General features: G+C 57.4%; 19 protein-coding genes. 10 read left to right on the top strand and 9 right to left on the bottom strand.

From position 1 onward, the window contains the following. Positions 1–24: 24 nt before the first annotated feature. The 3 genes from mobA to recF all read right to left on the bottom strand — a co-directional run bounded on the left by mobA (position 25) and on the right by recF (position 2,496). Positions 25–615 carry a molybdenum cofactor guanylyltransferase gene (gene mobA / locus HUO14_RS12220; protein ID WP_176280074.1) on the bottom strand — a complete coding sequence of 197 codons (591 nt, stop codon included), beginning with the start codon at positions 613–615 and terminating at the stop codon, positions 25–27. Positions 616–655: 40 nt separating this feature from the next. After that, entirely contained in the window at positions 656–1,327 is a 672-nt protein-coding gene (locus tag HUO14_RS12225; RefSeq protein ID WP_176280075.1) for a CHAP domain-containing protein, read from the bottom strand. 95 nt (positions 1,328–1,422) lie between these two features. Then, a complete protein-coding gene (gene recF, locus HUO14_RS12230) occupies positions 1,423–2,496 on the bottom strand; it encodes a DNA replication/repair protein RecF (protein ID WP_176280076.1) in 1,074 nt (357 codons plus the stop codon). A gap of 610 nt (positions 2,497–3,106) precedes the next feature. Between recF and HUO14_RS12235 the strand changes: the two genes are divergently transcribed. From HUO14_RS12235 to HUO14_RS12255, 5 genes are all read left to right on the top strand, one after another. Next, a complete protein-coding gene (locus HUO14_RS12235) occupies positions 3,107–3,286 on the top strand; it encodes a PspC domain-containing protein (RefSeq protein WP_176280077.1) in 180 nt (59 codons plus the stop codon). A gap of 117 nt (positions 3,287–3,403) precedes the next feature. Next, a complete protein-coding gene (locus tag HUO14_RS12240) occupies positions 3,404–4,363 on the top strand; it encodes a cation diffusion facilitator family transporter (RefSeq protein WP_176280078.1) in 960 nt (319 codons plus the stop codon). Positions 4,364–4,520: 157 nt separating this feature from the next. After that, positions 4,521–4,898, top strand: coding sequence for a PilZ domain-containing protein (locus HUO14_RS12245; RefSeq protein WP_176280079.1), 378 nt, complete (start codon positions 4,521–4,523; stop codon positions 4,896–4,898). 169 nt (positions 4,899–5,067) lie between these two features. Then, on the top strand, positions 5,068–5,706 hold the full coding sequence (locus HUO14_RS12250; protein ID WP_335647923.1) for a lysophospholipid acyltransferase family protein: 639 nt from the start codon (positions 5,068–5,070) through the stop codon (positions 5,704–5,706). Then, complete coding sequence (locus tag HUO14_RS12255) at positions 5,703–6,503, top strand: DUF1295 domain-containing protein (protein WP_343046100.1); 801 nt, start codon at positions 5,703–5,705, stop codon at positions 6,501–6,503. Before HUO14_RS12250 ends, HUO14_RS12255 begins: the two co-directional genes overlap by 4 nt. Before the next feature lie 3 nt (positions 6,504–6,506). On the opposite strand, the gene HUO14_RS12260 is transcribed toward HUO14_RS12255, so the two are convergent. The 3 genes from HUO14_RS12260 to HUO14_RS12270 all read right to left on the bottom strand — a co-directional run bounded on the left by HUO14_RS12260 (position 6,507) and on the right by HUO14_RS12270 (position 8,259). Continuing rightward, entirely contained in the window at positions 6,507–7,166 is a 660-nt protein-coding gene (locus HUO14_RS12260) for a DsbA family oxidoreductase (RefSeq protein WP_176280080.1), read from the bottom strand. Positions 7,167–7,185: 19 nt separating this feature from the next. Beyond that, positions 7,186–7,524, bottom strand: coding sequence for an ATP-dependent Clp protease adapter ClpS (gene clpS / locus HUO14_RS12265; protein ID WP_217908020.1), 339 nt, complete (start codon positions 7,522–7,524; stop codon positions 7,186–7,188). A 219-nt stretch (positions 7,525–7,743) separates the two neighbouring features. Further along, on the bottom strand, positions 7,744–8,259 hold the full coding sequence (locus tag HUO14_RS12270) for a phasin family protein (protein ID WP_176280082.1): 516 nt from the start codon (positions 8,257–8,259) through the stop codon (positions 7,744–7,746). Here HUO14_RS12270 and HUO14_RS12275 point away from each other — a divergent pair. Next, positions 8,249–8,581 carry a hypothetical protein gene (locus HUO14_RS12275; RefSeq protein WP_176280083.1) on the top strand — a complete coding sequence of 111 codons (333 nt, stop codon included), beginning with the start codon at positions 8,249–8,251 and terminating at the stop codon, positions 8,579–8,581. The genes HUO14_RS12270 and HUO14_RS12275 overlap by 11 nt on opposite strands. Before the next feature lie 4 nt (positions 8,582–8,585). Here the strand turns inward: HUO14_RS12275 and HUO14_RS12280 are convergent, their stop codons facing one another. Next, a complete protein-coding gene (locus HUO14_RS12280) occupies positions 8,586–8,795 on the bottom strand; it encodes a hypothetical protein (RefSeq protein WP_176280084.1) in 210 nt (69 codons plus the stop codon). A 124-nt stretch (positions 8,796–8,919) separates the two neighbouring features. On the opposite strand from HUO14_RS12280, the gene HUO14_RS12285 reads away from it, so the two are divergent. From HUO14_RS12285 to HUO14_RS12295, 3 genes are all read left to right on the top strand, one after another. Continuing rightward, a complete protein-coding gene (locus HUO14_RS12285; RefSeq protein WP_176280085.1) occupies positions 8,920–9,969 on the top strand; it encodes a type III polyketide synthase in 1,050 nt (349 codons plus the stop codon). Beyond that, positions 9,966–10,496: an isoprenylcysteine carboxyl methyltransferase family protein gene (locus HUO14_RS12290; protein ID WP_176280086.1), complete on the top strand. Its 531-nt coding sequence runs from the start codon at positions 9,966–9,968 to the stop codon at positions 10,494–10,496. The genes HUO14_RS12285 and HUO14_RS12290 overlap by 4 nt, the downstream gene beginning before the upstream one ends. A 237-nt stretch (positions 10,497–10,733) precedes the next feature. Further along, positions 10,734–11,117 carry a DUF1304 domain-containing protein gene (locus HUO14_RS12295; protein ID WP_176280087.1) on the top strand — a complete coding sequence of 128 codons (384 nt, stop codon included), beginning with the start codon at positions 10,734–10,736 and terminating at the stop codon, positions 11,115–11,117. Between the two features lie 106 nt (positions 11,118–11,223). Here the strand turns inward: HUO14_RS12295 and HUO14_RS12300 are convergent, their stop codons facing one another. Then, complete coding sequence (locus HUO14_RS12300) at positions 11,224–12,402, bottom strand: GGDEF domain-containing protein (RefSeq protein WP_176280088.1); 1,179 nt, start codon at positions 12,400–12,402, stop codon at positions 11,224–11,226. 227 nt (positions 12,403–12,629) lie between these two features. Between HUO14_RS12300 and HUO14_RS12305 the strand changes: the two genes are divergently transcribed. Then, positions 12,630–13,022: a host attachment family protein gene (locus HUO14_RS12305; RefSeq protein WP_176280089.1), complete on the top strand. Its 393-nt coding sequence runs from the start codon at positions 12,630–12,632 to the stop codon at positions 13,020–13,022. An 80-nt stretch (positions 13,023–13,102) separates the two neighbouring features. Here the strand turns inward: HUO14_RS12305 and HUO14_RS12310 are convergent, their stop codons facing one another. Next, a complete protein-coding gene (locus tag HUO14_RS12310) occupies positions 13,103–15,418 on the bottom strand; it encodes a TonB-dependent receptor (RefSeq protein WP_176280090.1) in 2,316 nt (771 codons plus the stop codon). Between the last annotated feature and the right edge of the window lie 9 nt (positions 15,419–15,427).

The raw sequence follows: 15,427 nt of genomic DNA on the forward strand, positions 1-15,427 counted from the left end.
TGAGACAGAACGGCCGGGGCTTGATCAAGCACCGGCCGTTTTGCCATGTTCCGCATGGATCAGGTCTTGCGGCCGGTTAATGTTCAAAAACAGGCGATCGTCGGGCCACGTCACCGCAACTGCGTCTGCCTTCGCGGCCAGCCAGCGAAGGGACGGGGCTTTGTCAGCCTGACCGTAGTCGGCGCGAATGCTGTCGACAACGTCGCATTGCCAATAGGCAAAGGCCGGCTGGGTCCGCAAATGATCCCGTGCCACCGCGCAGGAGCCGCTCGCCATGAGCCGTCCGACCAGGTCGGCTGGTGCATGGGGCGCGTCTACCGGAATTGTGACAAAGCCGGATATGGCGGGCTGGAGCTTCTGCAACGCCGCCGCCGCCGAGAAAATCCCGCCGACCGGTCCATCGGGGAAAGCCGGGTCGTCGCTGATGATATCGAGGCCGGTACCGTAGCTCTTTGAAGCGGACAGGAACAGGCGATCGACCTTGTTGGCAAACCGGTTGATCAGAATATCGATCAATCGTTCCCCGCCCAGCTTGATGACCGCCTTGTCTGTGCCCATCCGGCTTGATTGCCCGCCGGCAAGAATCACGAGGCAGACAAGCGGATTGGTGATCATGAGAGAGGTTCCCGTTGAAGCATGATGCTCCAATCTGGCCTTAGCTTCCCACTCTGTCCAGCAATTCCCCGATCAGGTCCCTTGGTTCTGCATCGGTCGGCCGTTCTTCTGCTGCGGATTGCTCCAAATCGGCGGTGAGCCTGCGATCAAAAAGCGAGCGATTTGGCATCCGGCTCTGGCGGGCAGGTTTCGCAGATGCCCACTGTCGGCCATCTGGCGCGGTCTGGCGCGCTGGATAGATGAAACCGTTGACGGGAAACGCCGTGGTCCCGAGATTCTCAATCGGCGCATACCAGATGCGGATCAGGCTCCAGTCATTTCGCGCCGATACATCCTGTGCCGCGACCCGCCGCTCGATCTGGCCCCGCTTGCCGTTGATCGGTGACCAGTTGGCGTGGCTGATCAATATATTGCGATCGTCGACAATGTCGCGAACCACCGCGACATGTCCCAATTGCATTGCGCCATGGCTGGGCAGGGACAATACCGCGCCTTCGACCGGCATGGCCCCGCGCTGATATTTGCCGGCGGCTTGATCCCACCAGCTATGCGCGTCACCATAGATCTGGATACCGCTTAGCTCTCTAGCGAACGGGACGCATTGCAGATAATCATTGGCCCTGGCCTGTGTCGGCATCATCACAGCCTGCACCACCAGCAGAATCGGAACGATCGCGTTCCGGATCAGAATAGCAGAATTTTTGAGAGCCATTGCGTGCATCCGCTGGCACATAAGCGCCAGACGCCAAATCAACGCTAACGAATAATGTGAATCATCCGTAAACCATGTCGGAGCGAGGGTGCGTTCTATCGCAGTTTGACGGTTCCGTCCGATACTTCGAAGTGCAACGCGTTGTCCGGAATGTCCCTGAACAAGGCTGGTTCGGTTCCGGTCAGCCAGACCTGGCCTCCCCGTTCCGCAAGCTTGTCGAAAAGCGCCGCCCGGCGCTGTGGATCGAGGTGGGCAGCAACCTCGTCGAGCAGCAGGACCGGCCGTTGTTCGCGTTGTTCGGCAATCAGGTCGGCATGGGCCAGTATGATCGAAAAGAGCAGCGCTTTCTGTTCCCCGGTGGAGCATTTGTCGGCTGGTTGCTGTTTGGCGGAATGAAATACATCCAGGTCGGCGCGATGCGGGCCGCGCAACGTTCGGCCCGCTGCTCTGTCCGCAGGCCGGTTCCGCCGGAGCATGTCGTGAATAAGATCCTCGCTTCGTAACTGGTCATCGGCCAAGTCCAATGTCGGCGTTGCAAAAATACTGCTGTCTGCTTCTTCGAGCAGCAAAGCCAATGCCAGAACCATCCTGTGCCGGGCTTCGGCGACCAGCGAGCCAAATTGCGCCAATTGCCCGTCCAGTCCATCGAGCCAGCTCATGTCGGCCAGATGGCCATCGGCGAGCAGCCGATTGCGTTCCCGGCGTGCGGCTTCGTAGCGGGCGCAATTGCGGGCATGGGCCGGCTCGAGTGCCATGACCAGCCGGTCGAGAAAGTTCCGCCGCCCTGCCGCGCCTTCCATGAACAGGCGATCCATCGCCGGGGTCAGCCACAATATCGAAAGCCATTCGGCGAGATCATTGGTCGGGGCCGTCGCTTCGTTGATCCTTGTTCTGCGTCGTTCCGGTGTGCTTGCGTCGGTGCCGGTGCCGATTTGCACATCGCCCAACTGTGCGGCAACGGCGAAATCGCCCGCGCCATTCTGCCGCGCCATGTCGCGCAGGGCCGCCCGCCGCAGTCCGCGCCCCGGAGCGAGCAGCGACACCGCTTCCAGAATATTGGTTTTGCCGGCGCCATTTTCTCCGCTGAAAACCAGGAACCCTGGCGCTGTTTCGAGACGCAGTTCCTGATAGTTGCGAAAGTTGTGCAGAGAAAGCTGGGACACGGTCATGGCAGAGCCCTCCACTAGCTTTCGCCGCCCGCAAAGAGAAGCGAATTCGGATCGGGTCTTGGGCCGGTTCATTCGTCGTTCATCGCACCCCAAAATTTAGGAAAATACGCCAATAGTAAGCTTTTCAATGATCGGCGGTCGGATTCGATAGAGGCTAAGTGATTGAATATAAGCAGTTTATAATAACTGGCATGGGCTGTGCAATGTGGGAAGCATCTTCGCAACGCAGCGAAACAAAATTTTAAAACGAAGGGAAACCGAAATGATCTCCAACATGTCTCACAGCGTGACTGCCGCCGTAGCCGCTTTCTTCTCCGCCTCCTTGCTGATCGCAGCCAGTGTCGGCCCAGCGGTCGGCAATGCCGCCTCGATCATCGCGTAATTCAAATCCTACAAGGAAAGGACCGATCATGTCTCATAGTCTTCAAAATTCATTTCTCGCCACTTTCGCTGCGGTTATGTCCGCCGCGTTGTTCATAGGTGCCAGCATCATGCCAGCATTCAACCTCTTAACGTCGGGAGTGATCTGATGTCCGGCAAGAAAAGCACCCAATCGCAACCGAAAAGCTGGCCCGAGCCAATATCTACAAGCACAGAAAGCAACCGTCCGATGAAAACCAAACTCAAACTCGACAAAGCCAATGGCAAGCTGATGGGCGTATGCTCGGGGCTTGCAAACTGGAGCGGAATGGACGCAAATCTTTTGCGGGTCATCTTCGTGCTCGCCACGATCTTCGGCTTTGGTTCCGCAATTATCATCTATCTGGCGATCGGGCTGATTGTCGACTGAAGGACATATCCGCTCCTCGTTGAATGATATAACATACGGGAAATATTGAACAAATAATGTGGACCCCTCCGACAAATCCGTGTAATTGACGATCACATTACAGTTGCCGGAGCTTAGATGTCTGCAGGTCATAACCATAGCCATGGGCATATACCCCACAGCCATCATGATCGGCATGGTCCGCACGGCCATATGCCCAAAGATTTCAGCCGCGCCTTTGCTTTGGGCATCGCGCTCAATGTAATTTACATCATAGTCGAAGTGACATTCGGCTGGCTGGCCGGCTCGATGGCACTATTGGCGGATGCGGGGCATAATCTATCCGACGTTCTCGGCCTTGCGGTTGCATGGGCAGGCGCAGAGCTCGCCAAACGACCGCCAAGCAAGCAATTCACCTATGGCCTGGGCGGATCATCAATTCTTGCCGCTCTGCTGAACGGTCTATTCCTGCTGGTGGCCTGCGGAGCGATAGCCTGGGAAGCAATCGGGCGGTTCAGCGCGCCGAGCGAAGTTGCCTCGACCACCGTAATCATTGTGGCATCACTCGGGATCGTCATCAACTTCGGAACCGCGATGTTGTTCATCCGGGGACAGAAAGACGATATCAACATCCGCGGTGCCTTTTTGCACATGATGGCTGATGCCGGCGTGTCGGCCGGCGTCGTGGCTGGCGGAATAGTCATCTATTTTTCCGGGTTGAACTGGATTGATCCGCTGCTCAGCTTGCTTATCGTTGGCCTGATATTCTGGAGCACCTGGGGTTTGCTATCCGAAGCGGTGCGGATGTCTCTGGCGGGAGTGCCGCGCGACATTGATGTTGAAGACGTGATGAAATATCTTGCGTCACTGCCGGGCGTGGAAGCGGTTCATGACCTTCACATCTGGCCGATGAGTACGAGCGAGACCGCAATGACCGCCCATCTGGTCATTCCGCGTGGGCATCCGGGCAAAGATTTTCTCTTCGAAACGCAAAAACAGCTGAAGGTTCGATTTTCTATCCATCATATCACGATTCAGATCGAACTGGAGGATGAAGAGGCCGAATTGTGCCAGGTGGACTGTGGTCGGCAAGGCTGAGCAAATCGCCTACAAGCATCTAAATCGACGATGTTTTTTCAAGAAAATCGGGTTCCGTTAACATTTACACAAGTGTCCCTTGCTAATCATCAGTCAGGACCATCCTATTGTTTGTACAATGATACAGGCATTCAGGGCGATCTGTTCGGACCAGACAATGCTAGCGACAGGGATTTCAACCATAATGAAAAATAGAATGGAAAGTCGCGCAATCAACAAGGCGTTAAAGCGAGACGATCCACGGGCGTCCTTGCGCACCGACGTTGAAATAGGCGCGGTCATCCGTGAACCGGGGCTCGGCAGCGTTGATATAACCATTCTGGACCTGTCAATCACCGGTTTCCGGATGCTCTGCCTGACGCGATTGACCGGTGAAAAGCCGGTTTTCCTTAAACTGCCGTCATTCTCTGCTCTGGAGAGCAAAATCTGTTGGCATGCAGGCGATTGTTTTGGTTGTGAATTCCTGCAATCGCTCCATCCGGCGGTCTACAACCATATTATTGCCAAATATCCGTCCTTGGAGATGACCGGCTAGCAAAGGGCCGACTTTCCATCCGTCAGCTTTCATGGCGGCAATTGCAAATAAAAACTCCCGCTCGCCTTTTCGCAGGACTGCACCAATGAACATCTTTCGTTGCGCGGTGCGAAAATAGACTTATGGTCTTCTGCAAATCGCGGCATCCGTTCCCGCGAGAGGAGGATGCGTGCACGACGAGATAAAGCCGAACTGGTTGTCGGAAATTGTCCGCCGGTTTTCCGTATTCATGTTTACGATAAACGGCTGGACCGCGGTCCAGGAAAACCCGCCTCCGCGAAAAGCGGTTATCATCGCGGCGCCCCACACCAGCAATTGGGATTTCCTTTATTATTTCGGGCTGCTCAACAAGCTCAAGATTTCCTCCTACTGGATTGGCAAGAACACGCTGTTCAAATGGCCCTGGGGCGACATGATGCGGCGTCTGGGCGGCGTTCCCGTGGACCGGTTCAAATCCCACAATATGGTCGATGCGATGGTTCGGGAATTCGAGCGGCGAGATGATTTCCTGTTGACCATTCCGCCCGAAGGCACGCGCGGTGCCGGCAAGCAATGGCGGACCGGTTTCTATTATATTGCCCTGCAGGCGAAAGTCCCGCTGATCATTGGTCTGATGGATTATCAGAAAAAGACCGGTGGTCTGGGGCCATCGTTCATGCCTTCGGGAGATTATAAAGCCGACATGAAGATACTCAGCGATTTCTATCACAGCGTGACCCCGAAATATCCGGAAAAAGCGATGCGGGATATTATCTCTACAGATCCCGGAAACGCTGGCGGCAAGCCAGATACGGGAGAGCCAAAGTGAATATATTGACAGCGCTGGGACTGAACTTCGCATTGCTGGTAGGCATCATGCTAATCTTGTGGCTGATATCCGTTCGCATCCGCGACGTGTCATTCATTGATGCCTTCTGGGCTTATGGCATGGCGATCATGGCGAGCGCTTCCTTCATGCAGTCGGAAAATCCGGGATCTCTGGCCTATATAATCTGGGCGCTCACCGCATTGTGGGGGATCAGGCTTGGAACCCACCTGTTCCTGCGCTGGCGTAAGGAAGGGGTTGACCCGCGTTATAAAAAGATAATGGGCCGGGCGATGGACAAGCAGGGGATGAGTTTTGCAAAAGCTGCGCTGTTGAAAGCATGGGTAACCCAAATACCGCTGCTTTTCATCGTCTGTCTTCCCGCACAGCTCGGTATCTTGCTGGCTGGCGCTGACAGTCCTGGCCCGGTTGCGATCATCGGGACAGTGATAGCGGTGGTTGGTATCACCTTTGAAACGATCGGCGATTTGCAACTCAAAGCCTTCCGGTCTAATCCTGGCAGCAAAGGCAAGGTGCTTGATACCGGCTTGTGGAAATATACCCGGCACCCCAATTATTTCGGCGACTTTTGTGCATGGTGGGGCATTTGGCTGGCGGCTTCGCAAACCGGCTGGCCGGTCTGGATCGCCATTGTCGGTCCGCTGTTCCTGAGCTTCACCTTGATGAAGTGGAGCGGAGCGCCGTTGCTCGAGAAAAGCCTTAAGAAAAACCGGCCGGACTATGTCGACTATATCGAGAGAACGTCCGGTTTTTTCCCGATGCCGCCAAGGAAAAAGTGAGGCTCAGGCTGCTTTTTTGAGCAGCTTGTTCTCGATAATATTGGCGAAAACATCGGTTTCCTGGGCGCCGGGCACCATGAATTTCTTGTTGAAGATGAATGCGGGCACGCCGGTAATGAACCGTTCCTGCCATTCGGCTTCCGTCGCCCGGACTTCTTCAGCATATAAATCGGTGCCGAGCAGATCACGGGCACGTTTTTCATCGAGACCAACCGACGAGGCGATCTCCACGAGAACTTCGTGATCGCTGACATTCCTGCCGTCGCTGAAATGCGCCTTGAACAAAGCCAGTTTCAAAGCGGTCTGCTTGCCGGTCTCTCCGGCCCAGTGAAGCAGGCGATGCGCATCAAATGTGTTTACCATCCGCATCTGGTCGTGAGAGTTGAATTCAAAGTCGAGATCCTGGCCTGCCTGACGCATGCGTTCGCGATTGGCTTTGCTCTGTTCGGCTGTGGCACCATATTTCTGTGCCATATGTTCGGTGATATCCTGGCCTTCTGGCGGCATCGAGGGGTTTAGTTCAAAGGCATGCCAGGTCAGTTCAAAAGCTGCCTTGCCTTCAAACTGCAGCATCGCCTTTTCCAGCTTCTTATATCCGATGATGCACCAGGGACAGACAACGTCGGATACGATATCGACGGTGATAACAGGCACATCAGACATGGAAATTTCCTCGGTTATATCAGGCTTTCTCAAGCGTACACTGCAATGGATGCTCGTTCTTGCGGGCAAAATCCATAACTTGCGTGACTTTGGTTTCTGCAACTTCGTAACTGAACGTGCCGCACACACCGACGCCTTTCTGGTGCACGTGCAGCATGACGCGCGTCGCTTCATCTATATCCATGTTGAAAAAACGCTTCAGTACCAGAACCACAAATTCCATAGGTGTATAATCGTCGTTGAGGATCAGGACCTTATACGGGCTGGGCTTTTTGGTTTTGGCCCGGGTCTTGGTTGCGATCCCGAGGTTGGTGTCGTCGCCGTCTTCACCCGACCCCTTGTCATCATCATCGCCCATAGTCGGCCGATCGCTGACGCGACATAATCGGTGAGGCGTTTGTATCTCGAAAAGAATCTGCTGGTTCATCATTAGCCTCAGGATATGGTATTTTTGGGCCCGAGGGCAAGTGGCGGATTGATAGTTTCGACAGCTTTTGCGTTTGTCCGTGTTAATTAAGCGCAAAGAAAAAGGACCGCTCCAACGGAACGGTCCTTTTTTGGTCTCTCAAAAAGCGGCTTAAGCGGCTTTTTTCATTTCCTTGCGGATTTCGCTGACGCGATCAGCAATCGGCTGATAGGCTTTGCCAGCGAGCTTGACGACGGCGTCGGCATTGTTCGAAGTCTGGTCCATTACCCGGTCCAGGCCGCTGCGGACATAGTCAGCTTGCTTAGCAAACATGTCCTTGGGCGTCGCTACGCTGAACAGGCCTTGCAGGGCGCGGCTGGCTTCAACAAAATTCTCGCGGGTATATTTGACGTTGGTCTTGCCGATTTCCTGGGCGCCCTTTGCAGCAATCTTGCCGCTTTCAAGCAGGGTTTCGACGTTTTCACGGTTGAATTCAACCGCATTTTTCGAAAGTGCAACAGCACGGTCAGCAGCAGCCTTGGCGCGGGTCTGCGCGTCGGCGGTCAGCTGCTCGAAGCGCGATCCGAGCTTGTCAGCGGTTTTCTTCGCGGTGTTGGCAGCCTTGGTGTTGGCCGCTTTGGTGTTCTTGACAACGCGCTTGGTTGCGGTGGTTTTGGTGGTAGCCATTTTCTTGGTTCCTTTGGTCGTTTTTGTGGATGTGGTTTTGGCAACTGGCTTCGCAGCGACTTTACGCTTTGCTGCGGGCTTCTTGGCTGCCGGCTTGGATGCTGCGGTTTTCTTGACAGCAGGCTGTGCCGCTGTTGCCGGTTTAGCAGCAGAAGCCACCGGCTGTGTTTCGGTTTTCGCGACGGCCGGAGCATCAGCTGCCGGCTTGTCTGAATTGTTGGACGCAGAAGCTGGTGCAGAGGTAACCGCATCAGCAGGGCGCGGGCTGTTTTCTTTGGCTGCCGGAGCAGTAGATGTTTCGTTCTTGATATCGGCCATCTGAAATCTCACTTCTTTGTTGCAGTGCACAAATAGGGCAGCGGCGCGTCGATGTCAAGAAAAATGCTGCACTGCACAATAAACCGGATCGCGGGATTTAAAAGGCGCCTTTTCATGGAGATGGTTCTGCCCGTGACGGCTGCAGCGATCGGGCTGGCGAAATCTTTCCAGGAAAAATGCTGCAACAGACAATGAGCGTAGTGCAACAAATTTGCCATGCGCTATCATCATGGCGGCAGGTTTCGGGGAGGCAGATACGCTATTTGGGGCAATGGAGCAGATTTCACTGTCTCGCCGCAGCATCTGCTGTAACAAGAGAGGCATGATGATTGAAGATTGCACATGGCACTGTTGAGATCCATCGCCACCGCCGTGCCCGATCACCGGATCACGCAAGCGGAAGTGCTGGACGTGCTGGCGAAGGCGAGGGGGGCGGCGCTGCCCGCCCGGCTGGCGCAAATTCTCGGCAACAGCGGGATCGACCAGCGCTATCTTGCCTGCGAGCCGGATTATTATCTCGAACCGCGCAGCTGGACCGGCAGGGCGGAGATATATGACGAAGTCGGAACGCGGCTTGCGCATCGGGCGGCTGGTGATGCGCTGGACAAGGCAGGGCTTGCTCCGGCTGTGATTGACGCGATCGTGCTGATTTCGACCACCGGCACGATGACCCCTTCCATCCCCAGCCGGATGATCGAGGCGATGGGCTTTGATCCTTCGACCCAGACCATTCCGGTATTCGGCTATGGTTGCGCCGGCAGCGTGCTGGGCCTCCGGCTGGCCAACGACCTGGCGGCGGCGAACGGCGGGCAGAATATTCTGCTGGTCTCGCTGGAATTGTGCAGCCTGTCTTATGACTATAGCCAGTTCGACAAGAAGAACATGATCGCGACCGCGCTGTTTGCAGACGGATGCGCGGCTGCGGTGATCAGCGGCAGGGAGGGACCGGCTGACGCGCCCAGCTTTCGCGCCTTTGACCAGAAGACCTGGCCCGGCACTTGCGACATGATGGGCTGGGAGATCGGGCACACCGGTTTCGATCTGGTGCTGGCCCGCGACATCCCGAGTTTCGTGACCAGGGATTTCGCGCCTTTCTGCGATGCGTTTCTCGCCGCCCAGGGGCTCGCCAAATCGGACCTGTCGGAGCCGGCCTGCCACCCCGGCGGCGGCCGGGTGGTGGAAGCATTGGAAGCATATTTTGCGCCGGAGCTGCCCGGCATCCCGGCGACCCGCGACGTGCTGCGCGATCATGGCAACATGTCCTCGCCGACGGTGCTGTTTGTGCTCGACAGGCTGCTGGCGGACGGGCCCGACAAGCCGATCCTGCTCACCGCACTCGGCCCCGGCTTCACCGCAGCGCTCGGGATAGTCGACCCGCGGGGTGCAGCATGAGCGGACAGCTCGGCGCTCTTTTTACCACCAGCCCGACGCTGGTGACCTGGCTACTGGTCTATATCGTGGTCCAGCGGCTGGGCGAACTGGTCCACGCCAGCCGCAACACTCGACGGCTGCTGAGCGAGGGCGGGGTGGAGCATGGCGCGGACCATTATCATTATTTCATTTTCCTCCACAGCGCGTGGATCGCCGTCATCGCCCTGCTGGTCGACCCGCAGCATGATATTCATCCGGTGATGCTGACGCTGTTCGCGGGCACGCAGTTGCTGCGGCTATGGACGCTGGCCAGCATCGGCCGGTGGTGGACGACAAGGATCATCTCCGCTCCGCATTTCGACCGGATCAGGCGTGGGCCGTATAAATATGTCAACCATCCCAATTATCTGGTCGTGGTGCTCGAGATCGCGATTGTACCGCTGATGCTCGGCCTGCCGTGGGTGGCGCTGCTCTTCTCTGTCCTAAACGCGATCCTGCTGCGCCACCGGATCGGCGTCGAGAACGCGGTGCTCGGCGAGCGCGGCTGATCCGAAGTTTGTCAAAGTTCGGGCCAAGGAGGGGTTTTTGCCGCGCCTTCGGGCGAGACGCGCTCCGGCTGGCAGACGCGCGAATGTTACAACGCCCCGCCCGAAATCTATCAAGATGCAGCCCTGTAGGAAAGGCGTTTTATGCCCGCCCCGAAAGGCGCCCGCCGGTCAGCGAAATATTGAGCTTGGCGATGGACGGTCTATAATGAGTGGCCAAGTCATCGGGGGAGTCGCATCATGCCGAAACTAGCGAAGATCATCGTTGCGATTGTCGCGATCCTGCATCTCTATATCGCCTGGTTCGGGATATTCGCCTGGCAAGGGCAGGGACCGTCCACCTTCCCCGATCTTCCGGCCAGCCTGTTCGAACCGACCAGCGCGATGGCCGCCAATCAGGGTGTCTACAATCTTTGCCTTGCGGCCGGTCTGATCTGGTCCCTGTTCATCCGCGACAGCGAATGGCAGCGCAAGGTTGCGACCGGATTCCTATTGTTCGTTGCCACTGCCGGCATTTTTGGTGCCGCGCGGGTGTCGTCCGACATCGCGCTGGTCCAGGCCGGTCCGGCGGTGATCGCCCTGTTGCTGCTTTGGCTGCCGAGGGGGAAGATGCGGCGGGGATGACTGCCGCTCCGACCGATTCTTGCCGCCGGCGGGCGTCACGCGATTTGTGCGGCTATGGTATCGGGAAAGGCAAGGGCGTGGCAGCGGTCGCGATATTGTCCCGCAATCAACCGATGTTGCGCGACGGCCGGTTTGCGGACCGACGGTCGCTCCTGCTCGTGCGCTTCATTCTGTAGAGCGCGCCGTCGGCGGCCTTGAGCAATTGCTCGGTGCCGTGGCCGTCGAGCGCATGAACCGCCGTACCGATGCTGGCCGACGCGGTGAGAACATGCCCGCTAATATGGGCTGGTCGGGCAAAGCCGGAAAGATAGGCCGTCGCTTTTGCGGACGCCTGTTCACGGCTGGATATGTCCGGGATCAGGATCAGAAACTCATCCCCGCCAAGACGCCCGACGATCTCGCCCGCGGCGCTGCTGTGCTTCAGTCGCCCGGCGACTTCGACCAGCAGCTGGTCACCGATATCATGGCCGAGATTGTCGTTCACCTGCTTGAAGCGGTCGAGGTCGATCAGGGCGACGGCAAAGCCGGTGCTGTGATTGGCAAAGGCCTGCTCGGCGACGCGGAGATGGTTCATCATCGCCCGGCGATTGGCAAGACCGGTCAGCGGATCGCTATGGGCCTGTTTCCAGATCATGTTGCGCATGATCAGCGAGGAGATGATCTGGTTGTAGCTGTCGATGATGAACCGGACCATGAGCAGCGCGATCGTGATCATGCTCCAGCCCATGATCATCTCGTCGAATCCGCCGACCAGGATCATCGCCATGGCGGTTGGGATGACGCCGACAACCAGCACGGTGATCGCCGCCTTCTTGATGCAGGCGAGGCAATGCGCGATACAGGTGGACCCGAATACCAGCGATGTCGGAATGAACATCTGGTTTTCGAATATATCGGTCGAGATTGCGTAAACCGACCAGACGCTCAGAAAGGTAATGCCGCCGACCGATATGACGGTAAGATTGTGCAGGGTTTTTTGCGCGCTGGTTCCGTAAGACCGGTGTCGGGGAGCGCGCATCCACGATATCATCCGGACCGCGGAGCCAATCGCCAGCACCCCCATCCAGGCATAATATTGCGGTTCGACGCCTTCGTGCGCCGACAGGACCATCGCCGCCACCAGATTGAAAATGCCGACCAGATAGATCATCGGCACATGGGTCAGCGCCCGTTGCAGCTGCATATCCTCTACCGAGGAGCGGATGTCATCCGGGATTTCGGGGGATCGCCAGGGAGTGCGCCAGGACGCCCGCCAGGTCTCCTTGGGTAGCGGCGCTGAATCCATGGTTGTGCATATTCCTGTAATAGCTGGCGATATATTGCCGGCCAAGCCTAGGCTGCGCTTGTAAAAATAGGGTTAACAATATGCTGTCACGATAGCGTGAATGTCTGGTTACCGGCGTGGACTTAACTATCTGATTTAAATGAATATTTATCTCTCCGCGCGGTGACGGAGGCAACCTTTGGGGCGCTGGCGCGTTGAATGTCCGAACCAGAAAAAAGGACATTATCATGGGCACACTCAACTTTCCGGAAGAAACATTTGTCGTTATCGCCACCGGCGAGCAAGCAAAGACCTTCTATGTCAGGAGCGGCTCGCTCGAGCATGATGGCGACTGGGCGCCCGGCAACCTGGCCGATGAAGGCCCGTCCGGCAAATCGCCGCCGGAGCGCTCGGCGAAGGACAGCATGGAGGCGACCTTCTCCAAGCAGATCGCCGAGCGCCTATACGCCCATTCCCACCAGGGCGCCTATGAACGGCTGATCCTGGTCGCCGACCCGACGACCATGGGCGAGATCCGGCCGCTGCTGCACCAGGAAGTGAGCGACAAGATCGTGCTCGAGCAGGCGAAGACGCTGATCAATTCGCCGGTAGAAGACATCGAGAAGTCGATCTCGCAATAGCGCTGGAACCGCGCCAGCCCGTCTCTTCTGCCCTTGGGGCTATTGAAGCGATGGGCTGGCGCTGATTTTTAACAAACAGCCTAGAATTTCGCGCTGGCCTGGATGCCGTAAAAGCGCGGTTCGGCCGGGATGAAGGTCGGAATGCCAAAACCACCACCAGTGTTGCCTGCATCGAGCAGATAATCCTTGTTGGTGAGGTTGCGCGCAAATCCAGCGATCTCGAACTGTTCGTCGGCGAAAGAGATGCCCGCGCGCAGATTTACGAGCGTCACAGCAGGCTGGCTGATCAGGTTCGAATTCGGCGCTTCGAAAAAGACCCGGCTGCGATAGGTGACGCTGGGCGTGGCAAACAGGCGGGTTTCGTTGCCGATAGGGTAGTCGAGCGTCAGGCCTGCCGCCGCCTGGACTTCCGGCTGGAGACGGAAACGTGCGCCAGCTAGGTTGCCATTGCCGGGATCATTGTCGATGCCTCCGTCGATATAGCCGATATTGGCGAACAGGCTTAGCCAGTCAGCCGCGCGCACGTTGACCTCGGCCTCAACCCCGAAATTGGTTGCACTGCCAGCGCTGCGGGTGATTGTGGTACCGGGCCTGGTCGGGTCGTTCACACTAACCTGGAAATTCTCATAGGTTTGGTAATAGACGCCAAGAGAACCGGATACCGGTCCGACCGCGCCTTTCAGACCGACTTCATAGTTCCACACGATTTCCGGTGCGATGTCGGTGAAATTGCCGACCGGCCCGGTAGCGGTAGCGATCGCGCCAGCGTTTACCGTCGCCGAGCGCCGGCCTTTGGAGACCGTGGCGAAACCGTTGATATCATCGGAGAAGCGGTAGAGGATGTTGAAGCGCGGCAAGATCGCGGAGAAACTGTCTTCGGTGCGGAAGGTCTGGCCAGCGGTGTCGGTGAGCGGGAAGGGCGGCGAGCCGGTGAAGAACGAACCCGGAGCGGTCGCGCGATAGCCGGAGCGGCGCTTTTCGATCAGCACGCGGACGCCGGCGGTCATCTCGAGGCTGGGGGTCGGTATCCAGGTGCCATCGGCGAATACCGAATAGCTGTCATTCTTGCCGAGATTTTCGAACACAGCCTGATAAGGCACTGCTCCGACCGCGCCGTTGGTCAGCGCAGTGATCGCATCTCCGGCGGGCACGCCATTGGCATCGACACAGGGCACGCCCGGGACGACGATACCGGCGAGACATTGAAAATAGGTCACTTCATCGGTCGAGAAAGGCACTCGCTGATTGCTGTCTTCGCGGAACAGATTCCAGCCGAAGCTGCCACGGAATGTGTCGCTTGTGTAGGCAAAGCGGGTTTCGTGACTGCCCTGTTCGCCGTTTGCGTCCTCGGCAAATTCGAGAAAATAGGCGGCCGAGCCGTCGGCGTCGAACACTTCGTTGGAATTGAACTTGCGAAAGCCGTTGACCATCGTGATGTTCCAGTCGTCGGCAAAGTCCCAGCTCATCGTCAGATTGGCGTCATAGACGTCGCGGGTCAGGCCAAGCTCGGTATCGCCGAGCACTGCGGCGGAGACAGGCGATCCGCGCAAGTCGGCTGCGCCGAAGGGATCTGCCGGTCCAGCGCTGGTTGGCAGCGTGCCGGAAATGAACGGCGTCCCCGAATTGCGCTGCCGGTCATAGGTCAGGATCAGGTCGGCGGTGAAGTCGCTACTCGGCGTGAAGCGGAAGGATGCGCGGGCGCCAAACTGGTCCTGCGCGTATAGATCCTCCTGGTTGGGCGCGAGATTGGTGACATAGCCGTCGCGTTTCTTATAGGCCCCGGCGACCCGCACCGCGAATGTGTCATTGCCGGCGTTGAGATGGCCGCCCAGAGTATAGGCATCAAAATTGCCATAGCTTCCAGAAATTTCCCCGGAAAGACCGGGTTCCGGCCGGGCGGAGATGATGCTGATCGCGCCGACGGCAGAGGCGGTCCCGAGCAGGGTTGCCTGCGGACCCTTGATCACCTCGACCCGGTCGATATCGTAGAGGTCCTGATAGGAACCCCGCGAACGCGAGATATCGACGCCATTATAATAGAGCGTCACGCGCGCCGCCTGCTGCGCCGAGCCACTGTCCGAGGTGATACCGCGAATCACGATACCGGGATTGTTCGCGCTCTGCTCCTGGATATTGAGGCCGGGCACATAGTTGGACAGCTCGTCGAGATCGGACACGCCGAGCTGCTTGAGCCGCTCGCCGGTGTTCGCGGAGATGGTGATCGGCACATCGGTGGACTTCTGCTCGATCTTCTGGGCGGTCACGATGATCACATCGCTATCGGCATTTTCGGCGATATCGTCGGTGGCGCTCTGGGCATATAGCGGATTGAAGGTTGCCGAGCAGCAGAGCAGGGTGGCGATCACGGATCGGGGCGTCGGGGAAATATATTTCATCGGAGAATC

Origin of the sequence: Parasphingorhabdus flavimaris (assembly GCF_013371215.1) — a bacterium.
GTDB classification, from domain to species: Bacteria; Pseudomonadota; Alphaproteobacteria; order Sphingomonadales; family Sphingomonadaceae; genus Parasphingorhabdus; species Parasphingorhabdus flavimaris.